The sequence below is a fragment of the Butyrivibrio sp. FCS014 genome (genome assembly GCF_000526935.1).
Lineage (GTDB): Bacteria > Bacillota > Clostridia > Lachnospirales > Lachnospiraceae > Butyrivibrio.
The window spans coordinates 103,452-119,277 of sequence record NZ_JAHA01000003.1; the positions used below are offsets into that span (position 1 = coordinate 103,452).

17 protein-coding genes are annotated in these 15,826 nt (G+C 45.0%); 11 read left to right on the forward strand and 6 right to left on the reverse strand.

Going from position 1 to position 15,826, the window contains the following annotated elements:
* Nucleotides 1-4: 4 nt before the first annotated feature.
* From T456_RS0100810 to T456_RS0100840, 7 genes are all read left to right on the forward strand, one after another.
* The gene (locus T456_RS0100810; protein ID WP_024864454.1) at nucleotides 5-343 is read left to right on the forward strand and encodes a cupin domain-containing protein; all 339 of its coding nucleotides are present in this window, start codon (nucleotides 5-7) and stop codon (nucleotides 341-343) included.
* Nucleotides 340-2,763 carry a beta-L-arabinofuranosidase domain-containing protein gene (locus tag T456_RS0100815; RefSeq protein WP_024864455.1) on the forward strand — a complete coding sequence of 808 codons (2,424 nt, stop codon included), beginning with the start codon at nucleotides 340-342 and terminating at the stop codon, nucleotides 2,761-2,763. Before T456_RS0100810 ends, T456_RS0100815 begins: the two co-directional genes overlap by 4 nt.
* Entirely contained in the window at nucleotides 2,760-4,124 is a 1,365-nt protein-coding gene (locus T456_RS0100820) for an MATE family efflux transporter (protein ID WP_024864456.1), read from the forward strand. The genes T456_RS0100815 and T456_RS0100820 overlap by 4 nt, the downstream gene beginning before the upstream one ends.
* A 119-nt stretch (nucleotides 4,125-4,243) precedes the next feature.
* Complete coding sequence (locus T456_RS0100825; RefSeq protein ID WP_024864457.1) at nucleotides 4,244-6,202, forward strand: glycoside hydrolase family 31 protein; 1,959 nt, start codon at nucleotides 4,244-4,246, stop codon at nucleotides 6,200-6,202.
* A 143-nt stretch (nucleotides 6,203-6,345) separates the two neighbouring features.
* Nucleotides 6,346-6,513, forward strand: a complete 168-nt coding sequence (locus T456_RS22245) for a hypothetical protein (protein WP_155837994.1) — start codon at nucleotides 6,346-6,348, stop codon at nucleotides 6,511-6,513.
* 133 nt (nucleotides 6,514-6,646) lie between these two features.
* The gene (gene mscL / locus T456_RS0100835; protein WP_024864458.1) at nucleotides 6,647-7,129 is read left to right on the forward strand and encodes a large conductance mechanosensitive channel protein MscL; all 483 of its coding nucleotides are present in this window, start codon (nucleotides 6,647-6,649) and stop codon (nucleotides 7,127-7,129) included.
* Nucleotides 7,130-7,377: 248 nt separating this feature from the next.
* Nucleotides 7,378-9,423: a methyl-accepting chemotaxis protein gene (locus T456_RS0100840; protein ID WP_024864459.1), complete on the forward strand. Its 2,046-nt coding sequence runs from the start codon at nucleotides 7,378-7,380 to the stop codon at nucleotides 9,421-9,423.
* Nucleotides 9,424-9,561: 138 nt separating this feature from the next.
* Here the strand turns inward: T456_RS0100840 and T456_RS0100845 are convergent, their stop codons facing one another.
* Nucleotides 9,562-9,822 (reverse strand): DUF6171 family protein, encoded by a 261-nt coding sequence (locus T456_RS0100845; RefSeq protein WP_024864460.1) that lies wholly within the window; start codon nucleotides 9,820-9,822, stop codon nucleotides 9,562-9,564.
* A 139-nt stretch (nucleotides 9,823-9,961) separates the two neighbouring features.
* Here T456_RS0100845 and T456_RS22710 point away from each other — a divergent pair, with 139 nt between their 5' ends.
* From T456_RS22710 to T456_RS0100865, 4 genes are all read left to right on the forward strand, one after another.
* Entirely contained in the window at nucleotides 9,962-10,303 is a 342-nt protein-coding gene (locus T456_RS22710; protein WP_024864461.1) for a hypothetical protein, read from the forward strand.
* An 84-nt stretch (nucleotides 10,304-10,387) separates the two neighbouring features.
* Nucleotides 10,388-10,843, forward strand: coding sequence for a thioredoxin-dependent thiol peroxidase (bcp, locus tag T456_RS0100855; protein WP_024864462.1), 456 nt, complete (start codon nucleotides 10,388-10,390; stop codon nucleotides 10,841-10,843).
* Nucleotides 10,840-11,601, forward strand: a complete 762-nt coding sequence (gene yaaA / locus T456_RS0100860; RefSeq protein ID WP_024864463.1) for a peroxide stress protein YaaA — start codon at nucleotides 10,840-10,842, stop codon at nucleotides 11,599-11,601. Before bcp ends, yaaA begins: the two co-directional genes overlap by 4 nt.
* 26 nt (nucleotides 11,602-11,627) lie before the next feature.
* A complete protein-coding gene (locus T456_RS0100865) occupies nucleotides 11,628-13,106 on the forward strand; it encodes a GDSL-type esterase/lipase family protein (RefSeq protein ID WP_024864464.1) in 1,479 nt (492 codons plus the stop codon).
* Between the two features lie 14 nt (nucleotides 13,107-13,120).
* Here the strand turns inward: T456_RS0100865 and T456_RS18865 are convergent, their stop codons facing one another.
* The 5 genes from T456_RS18865 to T456_RS0100890 all read right to left on the reverse strand — a co-directional run bounded on the left by T456_RS18865 (nucleotide 13,121) and on the right by T456_RS0100890 (nucleotide 15,560).
* Nucleotides 13,121-13,510: a hypothetical protein gene (locus T456_RS18865; RefSeq protein ID WP_051464939.1), complete on the reverse strand. Its 390-nt coding sequence runs from the start codon at nucleotides 13,508-13,510 to the stop codon at nucleotides 13,121-13,123.
* A gap of 34 nt (nucleotides 13,511-13,544) precedes the next feature.
* Nucleotides 13,545-14,549: a phosphodiester glycosidase family protein gene (locus T456_RS0100875; RefSeq protein WP_024864466.1), complete on the reverse strand. Its 1,005-nt coding sequence runs from the start codon at nucleotides 14,547-14,549 to the stop codon at nucleotides 13,545-13,547.
* Between the two features lies 1 nt (nucleotide 14,550).
* Nucleotides 14,551-14,964: a glycosyltransferase gene (locus tag T456_RS0100880; RefSeq protein ID WP_024864467.1), complete on the reverse strand. Its 414-nt coding sequence runs from the start codon at nucleotides 14,962-14,964 to the stop codon at nucleotides 14,551-14,553.
* Nucleotides 14,965-15,118: 154 nt separating this feature from the next.
* Nucleotides 15,119-15,313 (reverse strand): hypothetical protein, encoded by a 195-nt coding sequence (locus T456_RS0100885; protein WP_024864468.1) that lies wholly within the window; start codon nucleotides 15,311-15,313, stop codon nucleotides 15,119-15,121.
* Nucleotides 15,294-15,560: a type II toxin-antitoxin system Phd/YefM family antitoxin gene (locus T456_RS0100890; RefSeq protein ID WP_024864469.1), complete on the reverse strand. Its 267-nt coding sequence runs from the start codon at nucleotides 15,558-15,560 to the stop codon at nucleotides 15,294-15,296. The genes T456_RS0100885 and T456_RS0100890 overlap by 20 nt, the downstream gene beginning before the upstream one ends.
* Nucleotides 15,561-15,826: the final 266 nt, after the last annotated feature.

Below are 15,826 nucleotides of genomic sequence, written 5' to 3' on the forward strand. Positions count from 1 at the left end.
AGTTATGGCACATAAGGATCAAAGGTGGTTATTCGGAAAAGATGTTGAGGGAGAGCCTGCAGGAGAAGGTGTAGTCCGCTTTGTGAAGAGCTACACCGATGAGGTGATGGTGGTGGAGAACCGCTTTGAGAAGGGCGCTGTGGGCGCAATGCACTCCCATCCCCATACCCAGATAACCTACGTGGTTTCGGGCAAATTTGAATTTACCATCGGCGAGGAAAAGAAGGTTGTCACTGCCGGTGACACAATGCTTAAAAAAGACGGAGTCATCCATGGCTGCGTATGCCTTGAGGAGGGCGTTCTTCTGGATATCTTTTCCCCTATGAGAGAGGACTTTGTATGAGCAGGAATATCGAGATCTACATAGACAAGCTCTATCGCTACGACAGGAAGAATGAGCACTGCTACATAGGCTTTCCTCTTGAGAGGGGCGTTGTATGGGATGCTGATAGTATCAGTGTAAAAGACCCGGCAAAAGAGACTTATCTTCCCGTTCAGGTAAAGGCCACATCCCGGTATGATGATGGCTCTTTTCGCTTCGTGTTCATAAGGTTTCTTGCGGATATCCCTGCCAATAAGAAGAGCACCTACATCTGTGAGATAGCATCCGGGAAAGAGACTGTGACAGAGCCTAAAGAGTGTGCAGCTTGCGATCCTCTGTGTCTTAAGAAGACTGAGGATGGCTTTGAGATATCCTCAGTGGATGATTCCACAAGAAGGACGATCTGTTACAGAGTGAAAGACAATTCCGATTCCGTTTTCAGCTCTGTTTTCTTCGGTGAAAAGACCTATGAAGGAAGCTGCTTTAGCGGCCCGTCCCTTAAAAAGAAAGATGAAGAGGGAAGCTTTGACATAGAAACAGGAAACTGGGAGATTGCTGAAGAAGGGCCTCTTTGTGTCATCTTAAAAAACAGGGGTATTCACAAAAATGCAGATTCGGACAGAATATACAGCTTTGAGCTTCGTCTGACCTTTGCTGCAGGCAAACCATATGCAGAGGTATCCTACAGGATAATAAACGATACGGATGATCCCCTTGAGATCGGGGAACTTGAATTTCGCATAAACACAAACGGTACTGTTGCAGCCAATAAAGAAAGCGTAGCAACCACCGAGCGATCCCTTGATTCCACGGGATGCGGTGATAAGCTCTCCTTTGAGGGCTTCGGCGAGGGCCCGCTTTTCCATGCGGGAAGCAGCGAGGAGGCAGATAAGATCTGCAATGGCGTAAATCTTGGAAAGGTGAGGGCTGTGACCGCATCTTCCAACTACAAGACTGATTATTTTATAGGAAAAGAGGGTGCGTCCTCTGCAAGAGTCATTGACTCCGGGTGGCTTATGAAGGAAGCCAACGAGCACTTTGCCGAGGTTTTCTACGGAACCTTTTTTGCTGATTATACAGATGATGAAGGCGGCATATGTGCCACCATCTTCCAGGCACAGCAGAACTACCCCAAGGCTGTCAGTGCAGGTGCTTCCGGCATAGCTCTTTTCCTGGTTCCAAAAGACACGGAGAGAATCGTTCTTCAAAGCGGTATGTCAAGGGAGCAGAAGTTCCTTCTTCACTTCCATGACAAGGACGAGACTTTGAGCAGCTTAAATGACAGAAGCATAGTCTATCAGATGCCCTACAGGCCTTATGTGAGCCCCGAGGTTCATAGGAGGGCGGGAGTATGGCCCGATGTCTTTGCAAAGAAGGGCGACTTCAAGGTAGAGCAGAACCTCATAGCCAGGGCGGATGGTCACTGCAGGGCATACGGAATGCTGAATTTCGGAGATTCCTATGACCCCAACTATACTGCCCAGGGAAGGGGCGGCGGAAGACTGGTATGGTGCAACAACGAGTATGATTATCCCCATGCCTGCGCGCTGCTTTACGCAAGGACCGGTATCAGAAGATTTATGGATTACAATATTGCCTCGGCCTGCCACTGGATGGATGTGGACGTTTGCCACTACCACAAGGATCCGCTCTACATCGGAGGACAGTGGGAACACACAGCCGGGCATGTGGTGAACGGCACCATGGTCTGCTCCCATGAGTGGGTTGAAGGACTTTTGGATTACTATCACTTAACAGGTGATGAGAGGGGACTGGAAACAGCCATCGGCATCGGAAGGAACGTGAACAGACTTCTTGATATGCCAATGTATGCAAAGGCAGGAGAGACCAACGCCAGGGAAACCGGCTGGGCCCTTAGGACCCTGACAGCTCTTTATATCGAGACCGGTGACAAGAACTGGCTTGTTAAATGTAAGAAGATACTTGATGACTTTAAGATATGGGAAGAGCAGTACGGACACTGGCTCGCTCCCTATACCGACAATACTGTTATAAGAGTCGGGTTCATGATCAGCGTGGCTGTAGGGTCCCTGATGCGTTACTACAGGCAGTTTCCGGATGAGGAGCTGAAGGGCCTTATCTTAAGGGCTGTGGATGACATGATCGAAAACTGCTATGTGAAGGAATGGGGGATCTTCTATTACAAGGAGCTTCCATCCCTTAACAGGCTTGGAAACAACACCCTTCTTCTTGAGGCTCTCACCATAGCCTATGACCTTACTAAGGATCCTTCATATCTTGATTACGGAATGGAGACCTTCAGAAAAGCAGTTGCGGATACTCCGGGCTACTCAGGCACCAAGAGAAAAGAGGAGGATGCTGTTCTTGTGGGAAATACCAGCAGCAAGAATTTTGCCCAGAGCATGATACCCGTTGCAGGATTCTACAGGGCCATGATTGAGGCAGGTAAAACGTTATGAGATCAACCGGAAAAATAGATATGACAACCGGCCCCATTATGGGGAACATAATGATGTTCGCACTGCCCATCGTTCTGGGAAACATATTGCAGTATCTCTACACCACGGTGGACACCCTGGTCATCGGGCATTACTGTGACTACACCGCCATTGCCGCGGTGGGCACCAGTTCTCAGCCAATAGAGGTTCTGCTTTGCATTTTCCTCGGGATAGGAACGGGAGTCAGCATTCTTATATCGCAGCATACGGGAGCGGATGATGCTTTGGGCGTAAGAAACGCCTGTAAGACAGCCATATCCTTTGTGTATCTGTGCGGCATTCCCATCAGCATAATAGGATGGTTTGCTGCGCCCCTGATCCTTAGGTTTATGGACGTTCCTCCGGATGTCTGGGACAATGCGCTTCTTTACACAAGGATCGTTCTGTGCGGCGCCATCGGCAACATAGGCTATAACATGAATGCGGGAATCTTAAGGGGCCTCGGGGACAGCAGGGCATCCCTTTACTTCCTTGTGGTTTCAACCGTTGTTAACATCGTACTGGACATCACCCTTGTTGGCTCTTTAGAGCTTGGAGTGGCGGGAGTTGCCCTTGCTACAGGCATAGCCATGTTCCTGGCCTGGATCGTGAGCATCATCTACATTATGCGAAGATATCCGGAGCTGGAGTTCACTCTTTTCCCAAGGACCATAATAAAGAGCGAGCTTAAAAAGATAATGACCATCGGCCTTCCCATTGGTCTTAACAATTCCCTTTTCTCCTTCGGGCATGTGGCTCTTCAGACCCTTATAAATGCCGAAGGGTCCGTGTTCATGGCAGGCTGGTCCATAGCGGGAAGAGTAACGGGGCTTGCCAACATGGCAATTACGGGAATATCCTCCGCTGCCACAACCTATTCGGGACAGAATTTCGGAGCCGGAAGGATAGACCGCTTAAGACAGGGACAGGTGATAATACCCTTTGCAAACGGCGCAATCACTCTGGGCTTCGGACTTATCTTTATACTGCTAAGGTACCCGATACTTGGGCTTTTCACTGACGAAGCGGGGGTACTTGCCCTGGCCGGAAGGAACGTTGTGATCATGCTGTCCTGTCAGTGGATGTATGCTGTGTTTAACGCTATTTCCTGCATAGTGAACGGCACGGGAAGGGTGAAATATACAACACTTATAAATCTTATGATGCTATGGGCTGTTCGTATTCCTTCAGCCTACCTCATCTCAAGATTCATAGCCGGAAGACATCTTATGTTCTGCTTCCCAATCTCCTTTGGGTTCGGAATGCTGTGTATGATAGGCTACTTTTTATTCTCTCCCTCCTGGAGGGCGCTTATGAGGACATCATCCTTGCAAAAAGGCTGAAATAAAGCGGCTTTTTTACAAAAAAGCTGAAACAAATCCCTTGCTTCAATGTATAATAAATTAGTGGGCAAAAGTAACTAAAGGATAAGAGTAAAGTTAGAACGCAAGGGGGATCGAGCATGATCAGAAAGTACAGGATAGGGAATCCGATTCCTACTGATTCCGTGATAGAAGATATCCCGGTTTCACAGGACGGCATTCCCTATTTTAAAGTGGATGAGGAGGCAAAAGAGCTGTCTCTTTTCCTGGAAAAAGATGATAAAATATTCGGTCTTGGTGAGACCGTAAGAGGAATGAATAAGAGGGGATGGCTGTATACCAGCAACAATACGGATGACCCCAATCACACAGAGAACAAGCACTCATTATACGCATCACAGAACTTTTTTGTTGTTTTCTCAAAGAAGAGGTGTTTTGGCGTGTATGTTGACACTCCGGGGAAGGTGAGTTTCGACATCGGCTATACGACTCTCGATAAGCTGGCTGTAGTCTTTGAGGATTTTGATGCGGATATCTATATTGTTGAGGGTGACAGTGTTTTGGACATTGTCACAAGTTTCAGGCAGATCATAGGACAAAGCTATATTGCGCCCAGATGGGCCTTTGGCTTTGGCCAGAGCAGATGGAGCTATATGACTGCCGATGAAGTGAGGGAAGTTGCCGATAAATACGAGGAAGCAGGCATTCCCCTCGATATGATCTATCTTGATATCGATTATATGGAGAGGTACAAGGACTTCACGGTGGATGAAGGCTCTTTTCCCGAGTTTCCAAAGTTCGTGGAGGAGATGAAGAACAGGGGCATTCATCTCGTTCCCATCATCGATGCGGGAGTCAAAATCGAAGAGGGATATGACGTCTACGAAGAGGGCGTAAAGAACGGTTATTTTGTCAAAAAAGACAACGGGGAAAACCTGGTGGCTGCTGTATGGCCGGGCAAGGTACATTTCCCTGATTTTCTGAATGACGATGCAAGAGCCTGGTTTGGTAATAAGTACAAGGTGCTTACGGATCAGGGAATTGACGGCTTCTGGAACGACATGAACGAGCCGGCGATCTTCTATACCGAGGACCATCTTAATGAGGTCTTTGAACAGATTGAGGATTACAAGGGCAAGAACCTTGATATCGAGTCCTTCTTTGCCTTCAAGGAGCTGGTGGGTTCCATTGACAATTATCCCGAAGATTACAAGCGCTTCTACCATGAGTACAAGGGCAGGAAGATAAGGCACGACAAGGTTCACAACATCTTCGGTTACAACATGACCAGGGCAGCAGGCGAGGCTTTTGAGAGGATATCTCCCGACAAGAGGATCCTGATGTTCTCAAGGTCATCCTACATCGGAATGCATCGCTACGGCGGAGTGTGGCACGGGGACAACCAGTCCTGGTGGTCACATCTTCTGCTTAACATCCAGCAGCTTCCGGCCCTTAATATGTGCGGCTTCCTTTACACCGGAGCGGATATAGGGGGATTTGGAAGTGATACCACGGAGGACCTGGTGCTCAGGTGGACGGCCTTCGGCATTTTTACGCCTCTTTTCCGAAATCATTCTGCTCTTGGAACAAGGAGGCAGGAACTTTACAGGTTTAAGAACATACAGACTTTCAGGAATATCGTAAGACTGAGGTATGCGCTGATACCTTACCTCTACTCGGAGTTTATGAAGGCGGCACTGGGCAGCAGGATGCTGTTTAAGCCACTTTGCTTTGAGTACGGCGATGACAGGAGCGCTCTGGTGGAAGACCAGCTGCTTCTTGGTGAGAGCATCATGCTGGCGCCTGTTTACACCCAGAATGCCGAGGGCAGATATGTTTATCTTCCTGAGGATATGAAGCTTGTAAGGTTCAGAGCTTTTGACGATTATGATGAGGAGATCATGGGCGCCGGGGACCACTATGTGAAGGCCGGTCTTGATGAGATCCTTGTGTTTGTAAGAAAAGGCCATGTGCTGCCTCTTGCGGATCCGAGCCGCGGAATGGAAGAGGCGAAGGCATCTGAACTTAACTATATCTGTTATGAGGCCGATCCCGAGTCCTATGAGCTCTATACCGACGATGGTATTGGCAGACTCTGAAGAAACTATAAAAATTCTATTAAAATGCGGGTTTGCGCCCTTTGACGGATTTACTTGTGTAATATTTTTTGCTATAGTACCCCTTGTGGCTTGTAAATGAAATAAAATTGCAAACTACTTATGAGGAAAAGGGGAGAGAGAAAATGGAACACAAGATCACAGGAAATGAAGGTACAATCGAAAGGACTATATCAGATACCGTAGAACTTGAGAAGACGCTGGCATCCTTCGGGGCGCTCAGAGCGGTTTCAACGGTGAGAAAAAGTTTCCTTAACAATTCCGGTTCAATGAAGAGAAAAACAACAGTATGAATTAAGAGAGGTCACCTCAGCTTTGAGGTGACCTTTATTGTGGGAAGTTTTGCGCCGGGGCCTTGAGCCCGGAGCAAAAATGTGTGATATAATCATTTTTAATGTATGAAATAAAGATTGGAGGAGAGTAGCAATGACACAGAAGATTAAAGATGCAGCCGGCAAGGGCAAGGGTTTTGCCGGAGAGTTTCGTGAGTTCATCATGCGCGGCAATGTAATGGATATGGCAGTCGGCGTTATCATCGGCGGTGCGTTCCAGAAGATCATCACTTCACTTGTAGATGACATCATCATGCCTGTCATCGGACTTCTTACAGGCGGTGTTGACCTCAACAACAAGTTTATTGTTCTTGACGGCGGAACCTATGAAACGCTGGAAGCTGCCAAGGAAGCAGGAGCAGCAACACTCAACTACGGAACCTTTATTACCGTAGTAATTAACTTTATCCTTATGGCTCTGGTGATTTTCTGCCTGGTTAAGTTCATGAACGGAATGAGAAATAAAGTTAAAAAGGAAGAGGAGCAGGCTCCCGCAACAACCAAGATCTGCCCTAAATGTAAGAGTGAGATCCACATTGATGCCACAAGATGCCCTCACTGCACATCAGAGGTTTGATACATACACGGCGGTGATCTAAAGTCCCTGATCGGAAACGGTCAGGGACTTTTTTGCGCGTGGCTGCCTCTGCATTTTGGTCCCCTGGGTGGTTCCCGGGGACTTAAGTCATGGGACCATTTGGTATGCTGAAATGTTTTTTATAACGATTATAGATTTACTTAATATAATGTTTATAATCTTTGTGTATACTTAATTACAGCGAAGTTATCGCAAATTATAAACATGTCTCTATATGGAGGTCTATTATGAGTGCAAACCCGTCTAAGAAATCAGGTACATCACCAAAGGCAATCAGCGCCAAGATTTCACTTCTGTTCGTAGCGCTGCTGATCATCACGATCATCGTTTCAGAAGCGACCATTTTTTCTCTGGGTTATTCAATGATCAGCGATCTTATCTACAATTCCTTAGAGAATGAAGTCTCTGTAGATGCCAGCAAAGTAAACAGAGAACTTAACTCTACATTCTATTACCTGAATGCAGTTGCTGATTCTGTTGAGCAGAATGAATTTGCTTCCAATGAAAATCTGATGTCATATCTTGCCGGAACAGTTGGAAGATATGCACTTCTTCCCACCGGAACTTATTTAATGCTCAATGATAAGACATTTCTTTACCCGGCAGATCCCACATACGAGATTGAAGACTGTACGGAAAATGTCATGTACAAGGAAGCCATGACATACACCAACAGCTGGTTCTATTACTATGACGTTCCTTACTTTGATAAGGTTACCGGCGGCCTTTGTGCATCGGTTATCAGACGTGTTCACCTGAAGGATGGTCGTGAAGGCGCATTTGCGGCAGATATGTTCCTGTCAAGTGTTCAGGAAGAGCTTGGCAATGTTAAGATTTACCAGACCGGTGGCGCAATGATGATCACAGGTCAGGGCCTTTTGCTTACATATAAGAATGCCGATGTTTGCGGAAGCAACATAGCAGATATCACTGATGATCCTTTCCTTACTGCAATTGGCAAGTTTGTGGCAGAGGAAGCGGGAAAAGAAACTCATGAAGTTGCCACAGTTAAGATAGGAGGAGAGAAGTATTACCTTGCTGCTTCTCCGGTCAGCGGTACAGACTGGTTTGTAATAGCCTATGCTAAGCAGAAAGAAGTACTCTCAGCTCTTAACAGACTTGTGGTTATACTTGCTATTGTTTCAATAGTTGCGGTGGTTGCTGTTATCATAATTATGAACATCGTTCTTAAAAAGCTTATTAAGAACCCTGTTACAAGCCTTACAGGTAATATTGAAAAGATTTCAAACGGTGACTTTACTGTTGATATTTCTTCAAACGGAGATGACGAGATTGCTTACATGAACAATGCCATGGGCGATTTTGTAAACGGTATGAGATCATCCTTAAGTGAGATAAAAGATGTTTCCGGAAGACTTCTGGGAGATGCGCAAAACTCCAAGAGTACAGCCGAAGATCTTGAAGGGGCAGCCAATGAACAGTCTGCCAGCATGAATCAGATCCGTGAAAACATTGAAAACATGGCACAGGCTGTTAATGAGGTTGCTGAAAATGCAACAGTTCTTGCTCAGACAGTTGCCAGTGTAACAGAGCAGGAACAGCGGATAGAAGAGACAATGAATGAGCTTGTATCTAAAGCTGATTCCGGACAGCATGAGATGGCCGGCGTTGCCAATGAGATGAACGACATAGTTGATTCCATGAGGGATATGGCTGACGCAGTTTCAAGTGTTGACGAGGCTGCCGATAAGATCAATCAGATTGTTGACCTTATCAATTCCATTTCTTCGCAGACAAATCTTCTTTCACTCAATGCCAGCATTGAGGCTGCAAGAGCAGGAGAAGCAGGTAAAGGATTTGCTGTTGTTGCCCAGGAGATCGGACAGCTTGCCCAGAACTCTGCAGATGCCACAAAACAGATTGCTGATATTATTAAAGAAATGTCAGCCAGAGTTCAGCAGCTTTCGGAGAAATCAGAGACAAATACACAGCTTATCAATTCCAGCGCAGAGTCTATCAATAATGCAGCTACTACATTCAAAGAAATCACTCAGCAGCTGTCGGATGCCAACGAGACACTTACCACAATGGCAGGACAGATGGATAAGGTCAATGATGTTGCATCCAATATGGCATCAGTATCTGAAGAACAGTCAGCATCAACTCAGGAGATCGCTGATAATGTAGAAAGAGTAACAGAAGCAGCCAAGGGAGTTGCATCTTCATCAGAACTTGTTGCAAGTGCTGCTTCCTCAGTATCTGAAGCTGTTGATACCATCAACGGAAACCTCAACAGATTTACAATTCAGTAATAGAATTGCACTATACAAAAAGATCCGCGGCACATGCTGCGGATCTTTTTAATACCCGGGTGGTCCCCGGGGACTTAAGTCAAGGGACCATTTTTGACCCAGGGGACGAAGTCATGGGACCATATTTTACGCCTGTGCTCACCACTTCTTCGCTGGGCAGCGGGCGCCTTTTGACAGTGCCCTGATCTCAACATAGCAGCCGCATTTAAGGCATGTGGCATCAATAAGCTTGTCACAGTCTTTGCAGGTGGCAAGCCTTTTTTTATACTCCTCATCGGTAGCTCTTTCGTCTTCTGAAAGCAGCTTCCTTGTCTTTTCAACCTGGGCAATCACATCGTCTTTTCCCGCCATTTCGTATAAAAGGCATCTCTTGCATCCACTATTGGCATTATTTTCCATAAGAATCACTCCAATTACGTAATTTGCATTTAAATATCAGGCTTTTTCATAGTATCATTAGAACAGGATGAATACCAGAAAAATGGTCCCGTGACTTTGTCCCCGTGGACCATTAATAAAAATCACAAGGAGGCTCAAGATGGCAACTACCGAAAAGAAAACAACTGCAGCTAAGAAGACAACCACGGCAAAAAAGACAACTACAGCGAAGACTACAGCAGCCAAAAAGCCTGCAGCAAAGAAGACTACCACTGCAAAGAAAACGGCTTCAACGGCAAAGAAGACAACCTCCGCCGGCACTTCCGTTAAGGTTACTGCTGCCGAGAAGAAGCTTCTTGAGCTCTACAGAGCAGCGGATTCCGATACCAAGAAGGCTGCGATGGCTCTTTTAAAGGGGGAGAAATCTCAGCTTGGCGGTGTCCTTGATGCCATCCTTGAAAATAAGACTATAATGAATACAGTAACAAGTCTGTTTAAATAAAGGGTAAGAACTGAAAAGATTTGTGAGCAGGTAAACCGGTAAGTCTTCCGGGGATCAAAATCAGTTGCAAAGGAGAAAGACATTATGTTGGAAGTGGGAACAAAGGCACCGGCATTTGAACTTCCTGATCAGAACGGAGTAGTTCATTCGCTGGAAGAATATAAAGGCAAGAAGGTCATACTGTATTTTTATCCGAAGGACAATACTTCCGGATGTACCAAGCAGGCCTGCGGTTTCTCGGAGAGATATCCTCAGTTTACAGAGAAGGGTGCGGTAGTACTCGGAATAAGCAAAGATACTGTGGCTTCCCATAAGAAGTTCGAAGAAAAATACGGTCTGGCATTTACATTATTGGCCGATCCGGAGCGCAAGGTAATAGAGGCTTATGATGTCTGGAAAGAAAAGAAGAACTACGGAAAAGTATCCATGGGTGTAGTCCGGACAACTTATCTTATTGATGAGGATGGAATCATCATAAGAGCAAATGACAAGGTTAAAGCGGCTGAGGATCCGGAAAATATGCTGGGAGAGCTGCAATGAGGATAATCCTTTCCCCTGCCAAGAAAATGAATGTATATACTGATGTGCTTGAATATCAGGATTTTCCTGTTTTCCTTGATCAGACACAGGAGATCCTTGACTGGCTCAGAAAACAGTCAGGCGCCGATTTGCAGAAGCTGTGGGGATGCAATGACAAAATAGCTGAGCAGAATTTTAAGCGTATCAAAGAAATGGATCTCCATAAAAGACTGACTCCGGCTATAATTTCCTATGAGGGGATTGCCTATCAGTATATGGCACCCGCTGTATTTGAAGACAGCTCTTTTGATTATGTGCAGGAACATCTGCGGATTTTGTCAGGCTTTTATGGCGTGCTTAAGCCTATGGATGGAGTTACGCCATACAGGCTGGAGATGCAGGCAAAAGCGTCTATTGGCGGATACAGGGATCTGTACGATCTATGGGGTTCGAGACTGTATGATGAGGTAAAAGATGATTCCGGAGTGATCATCAATCTTGCTTCGAAGGAATACTCAAGGTGCATTGAAAAGTACCTGAAGCCCGGAGACTGCTACATTACAGTCACTTTTGGTGAGCTTGTGAACGGAAAGCTTGTGACCAAAGGCACCTACGCCAAGATGGCAAGGGGAGAGATGGTCAGATACATGGCCGAGAACAATATTACAGAGGCAAAAGAAATCAGAAAGTTTGACAGACTTGGCTATGTTTACAGGGAAGATCTTTCAAGTGATACGGAAATTGTTTTTGAAAGACACTACTATATGCACCACCGATGATTTCATTAGAGGAGAACAGGATCCGGATGAAGAAAAAGAAATATAGGAAACTAAGAAAAGATACAAATAGTAACCGGTTTGAGGAGATGATGCAAAGCCTTGGAAAAAGGGAAATTATCATCATCTCATCGGTCATTTTTGCGGTTACCCTTGCAATCATTCTGCTTATGGCGGTCAGAAAAGGTTACATGGACAATGGCTTCTCCAATGTTGTAAGTGAGGAAACCACTGTTGACGGCAGCGCCCCAAATGCAGCTTTGGATGGGGAAGATATGCCTGTAGTCGAGACGGCAACCGAAGGAATGAAGAGCGAATCAACTCCGGATACAACTGTGCTTGCGAAAAAAGAAGGTGCGAAGGACGGATATCTTAACAGATGTGTATTCCTGGGCGATTCCAGAACGGTTGCGATGGTCAACTACGGCTTTTTCAACGATGATGCCGCTTTGGCGCAGATCGGAATATCCCATCCATCATTTTCATCCAATAAATTTATTAACAATGCCGGTAAAGAATACACTTTAAAATCTTATCTGGAGTCTCATCAGGCTCCGGTTATCTATATTCTTCTGGGAGTAAACGGAATCAATGATCCCAGCGAGACCCATTATCAGAATACATTTCTTACACTCATAGATAATGTGGCAAAGATGGCGCCTAATTCCAATCTTGTACTTGTGGCGATAGGCCCCGTCGATGATAACGGAATTTACAAAAAGACTGTCCAGAACGCATGGATAGACAAATATAATGCTTTTCTGCTGGAAACGGCTAAGGAGAAACACATTTTCTATCTTGATATAGCCGAAATCCTCAAAGGATCCAACGGGCAGGTCAAGTCTGAGTATAATGGCGGTGACGGACTTCATTATTCCGGAAAAGGATGCGAGGCAATATTCAGGTACATAGTAGAGCATCCTGTGCCCGGAATATCTGATGAAGGTGAATATGTAGTTAAATATATTAAGCCTGATCCAAACAGAATCAAGGCTACGATAACCGATGATTCGGGAATTGACGAAGGCAATATTCAGGATCTTATGAACATGATGATGGGAACCTCGGAAAATCAGAATACCTCTGATGCCGGTGCTCAAAGCAGTGAGGAAACGGAAGAGGAACTTCGTTTAAAAGAAGAGGAAGAAGCAAAAAAGAAAGCGGAAGAGGAAGAAGCAAGAAAGCGGGCAGAAGAGGAAGAAGCAATAAAGAAAGCCAAAGAAGAGGAAGAGAAAAAGAAAGCCGAAGAGGAAGAAGCAATAAAAAAAGCCAAAGAAGAGGAAGAGAGAAAGAAGGCCGAGGAGGAAGAAGAGAGAAGAAAGGCGGAAGAGGAAGAGAAAAAGAAGGCGGAAGAGGAAGAAAAGAATAAAGACAACGCATCCGAAGAAGGTTCCGATGAAGAATCAGATAAGGATAAAGAAGAGGATGCAAGCAGCGCGAGCAGCTCCGAGGAAATCGAAGAAGATCTGTCCAATCAGTCTGAAGAGGAAAACGTTAATAATCCGTAAGAAACATATGGCAATCAGAGAGCATTACGACTTTTTGCAAAAGGATTTTGGGTTTTTATTGACAAAAGACTTATGAGCACCAGTACAACACCTGCAATAGGATAAACAATTATCAGCCGGTTTGTGGTGCCATAGATTTCCAGAACGCCTTTAAATACACAGCCTATGCTTAATGTGGCTATGGCTGTATTCCATATGTCAGCAAAGGCTTTGCCGGGAAATTTATCTTTGATGAGCATAACTTCATAAGGTAAAACACCCATGATTAGCGGCAGGGCAAAGGCGTAAATCATGTAGTAGGATGTTACGCCATGGCTGAATAATTCATATATGGCGCCAAAGAGCGCAAGAAATGCTGCCCAGACAGTATTGTAGAATAAGTTCTTCTTTATTTCTTTTTCCATAGTCAGATCCTTTCTGATCGTTTATCACCGGTCCTCAAATATATACGATATCGCTGACGCTTCGTTCTTTGATGCTTCCACCGGAAGTGGGATTGTTGATAACATAGCCATTGAAATACATGGTAGACGATCCGCCTCCATCAAGGTTGTAGGCAGTTGTTACCCCCAGATCTTTCATGAAGTTTGCAAGCTCATACAGGCTTAAGCCTTCGCTCTCGGAGGTTCTTCCGTCTGATACCACAAAAACAAAATGGTTGGCATCAATGACTCCGATGGCAGTTCGCGGGTTGCTGGTCTTGGCTCTGTCTACCTCAGTGTTTGTATCTACTGCAACTTCACTGTCTTCTATAAGAGCAGGGCCGAAAGTAAATGCCTGCCAGACACCCATTGAAACGAGTTCCTCTGCTGTATATTCGGCATCATTTACTACTTCCATTGTGCCGTCGGCATATATGCACAACACGTCGGAACCGTTTGCCGTGCTTCTATAGACGACGCCATTTCTTATAACATATCCACTTTCCTGAACTCCGTAATAGTCTCCGTTTATGGCCAGTACGGCTCCGTTGCTTTCTGCGATAGATGAAGTGGTTGCCGTCACATTTTTTCCATAGGTGTCATCTGCGAAAGCGGTCTTTAAAAATCTGGCAGAAGAGAGGGTTACATCGGCAACGTAGATCCTGGTTTCATTCTGATAATATTCAGACAACGTAATAGTGTAGTCATCTGTAGATACGGTATTTTCTCCGGTATAGCCGTTAGCTGAATCTGAAATCGCATAGGAGGCTGAAGTATCATCAGATGTGGCGTTTTTTTCGGAAGACGAAGAATGATGCTTTCCGGACCCTTTACTGTGTTTTGATGCGATGCTGCCTGCTGATTCATCAGAAGTATCGGCAGCCTCTGCAAACATTGCAGTGTTCATTTCTGTAGCATTTGTATTATAGCCCTTGCTGATAACAAAGGTGTCCAGTGTGATGTAGATTGTAAAAGCCGCTAGCAGGACTGTTGAAACTACCGGCCAAAGATTCTTTTTCATGCTATGATCCCTTCCTTTCGTGAATATAAAGCTTCGCTGGATAAGATAGCTGAACGCAAAAAGAACTATCTCTGTGAGTATCTTTGCTGCATAGAACGGTATATTCATGCCGGTCAGCATCTCTAAGATCAGTGTGTTGCTGTCCGTCTGCGTCGACAGTGACAATGGTATAAGGAGCTTCATAAATGCTGTTTATGAATTCAAGACCTGTTTTCAGCGCTTTACCTTTTCCCTGGTTTTTCTCATGACTAAGCACTTTGGCATATCGCGAAGCCTCTTCAAATACTCTGATGCAATCATCTGAACTGCAATCATTTACAATGATGATTTCAAAACCCGCGTCATATAGCTGCCTGACAATTGCAATCATTTTGTCATCCGGCATATAAGCAGGAATAAGGGCAATTCTCTTCATATCAGTTTTACCTCCCTCAATTTAGTGTTTGCCTCTTATGATGAAATTGTATTCGAGTATCCTAAAAAGAACTTAAAAACTTCATTAGGGGTATAGAGAAAAAAGAGATGGTCTTAGGGACAACAAAAAAGGAAAGCAACGAATGCTTTCCTTTTTAAGCAGTAGCGAGAGGGGGACTTGAACCATTTGTTCTCCCGTAAACAAGCATAAATACAGGGCCTGCGGCTTCATCAGCCAGGTCTGATGCAGCTTCAGGATTGTTCAATGTATCACTGATATATGAGAATGTGAGATCGATATCAGCTTCGGCAGATTCAGTAAAAATATATTCATAGTTCTGAGATGCCATGTTTCTGCCTCAGTTTCTTCAAAGATTCCTTGCCATTAACGACCTTGCCAGCTTCATAATCTGTAATGCCTTTATTCACAAGACTTGCTTCATTGATTTTTTGCATGGTCCGCTCATAATAGTCAATATCCATTACTACGAGCCTTCCATATCCGTTCTTGGTGACAAATACCGGTTCATTGGATTCTGCACATAAACGTTCGATTTCTACAGTGTTTTTAAGGTCTCTCATTGGAACTATCTGCATACTTTTTACTCCTTTCTGTGGCCAAATTATACATTATATTTGGGCACACAACAAGTGATCGTGTTGCTTAAAAAGCAAGTGGTACTTTTTATGTTTGCGGTCATGAAAATAACCCCTGGTCGTTGATTCAACATTTAAATCTGTGATTTGCAGTCAACAAAAATCAGTCCATCTGTTGACTCATCAGCTACAATACTTCATTTGGGGTCAACAGTTTACATTCTACAAAGTTGACCCTTCTGGGATTATAAATTACGTGCGAGAAA

What these genes read in the sequence shown, in the direction of transcription:
- T456_RS0100810 (WP_024864454.1), top strand. Translation starts at nt 5, where the DNA reads ATGGCACATAAGGATCAAAGGTGGTTATTCGGAAAAGATGTTGAGGGA.
- T456_RS0100815 (WP_024864455.1), top strand. Translation starts at nt 340, where the DNA reads ATGAGCAGGAATATCGAGATCTACATAGACAAGCTCTATCGCTACGAC.
- T456_RS0100820 (WP_024864456.1), top strand. Translation starts at nt 2,760, where the DNA reads ATGAGATCAACCGGAAAAATAGATATGACAACCGGCCCCATTATGGGG.
- T456_RS0100825 (WP_024864457.1), top strand. Translation starts at nt 4,244, where the DNA reads ATGATCAGAAAGTACAGGATAGGGAATCCGATTCCTACTGATTCCGTG.
- T456_RS22245 (WP_155837994.1), top strand. Translation starts at nt 6,346, where the DNA reads ATGGAACACAAGATCACAGGAAATGAAGGTACAATCGAAAGGACTATA.
- mscL (WP_024864458.1), top strand. Translation starts at nt 6,647, where the DNA reads ATGACACAGAAGATTAAAGATGCAGCCGGCAAGGGCAAGGGTTTTGCC.
- T456_RS0100840 (WP_024864459.1), top strand. Translation starts at nt 7,378, where the DNA reads ATGAGTGCAAACCCGTCTAAGAAATCAGGTACATCACCAAAGGCAATC.
- T456_RS0100845 (WP_024864460.1), bottom strand. Translation starts at nt 9,822, where the DNA reads ATGGAAAATAATGCCAATAGTGGATGCAAGAGATGCCTTTTATACGAA.
- T456_RS22710 (WP_024864461.1), top strand. Translation starts at nt 9,962, where the DNA reads ATGGCAACTACCGAAAAGAAAACAACTGCAGCTAAGAAGACAACCACG.
- bcp (WP_024864462.1), top strand. Translation starts at nt 10,388, where the DNA reads ATGTTGGAAGTGGGAACAAAGGCACCGGCATTTGAACTTCCTGATCAG.
- yaaA (WP_024864463.1), top strand. Translation starts at nt 10,840, where the DNA reads ATGAGGATAATCCTTTCCCCTGCCAAGAAAATGAATGTATATACTGAT.
- T456_RS0100865 (WP_024864464.1), top strand. Translation starts at nt 11,628, where the DNA reads ATGAAGAAAAAGAAATATAGGAAACTAAGAAAAGATACAAATAGTAAC.
- T456_RS18865 (WP_051464939.1), bottom strand. Translation starts at nt 13,510, where the DNA reads ATGGAAAAAGAAATAAAGAAGAACTTATTCTACAATACTGTCTGGGCA.
- T456_RS0100875 (WP_024864466.1), bottom strand. Translation starts at nt 14,549, where the DNA reads ATGAAAAAGAATCTTTGGCCGGTAGTTTCAACAGTCCTGCTAGCGGCT.
- T456_RS0100880 (WP_024864467.1), bottom strand. Translation starts at nt 14,964, where the DNA reads ATGAAGAGAATTGCCCTTATTCCTGCTTATATGCCGGATGACAAAATG.
- T456_RS0100885 (WP_024864468.1), bottom strand. Translation starts at nt 15,313, where the DNA reads ATGGCATCTCAGAACTATGAATATATTTTTACTGAATCTGCCGAAGCT.
- T456_RS0100890 (WP_024864469.1), bottom strand. Translation starts at nt 15,560, where the DNA reads ATGCAGATAGTTCCAATGAGAGACCTTAAAAACACTGTAGAAATCGAA.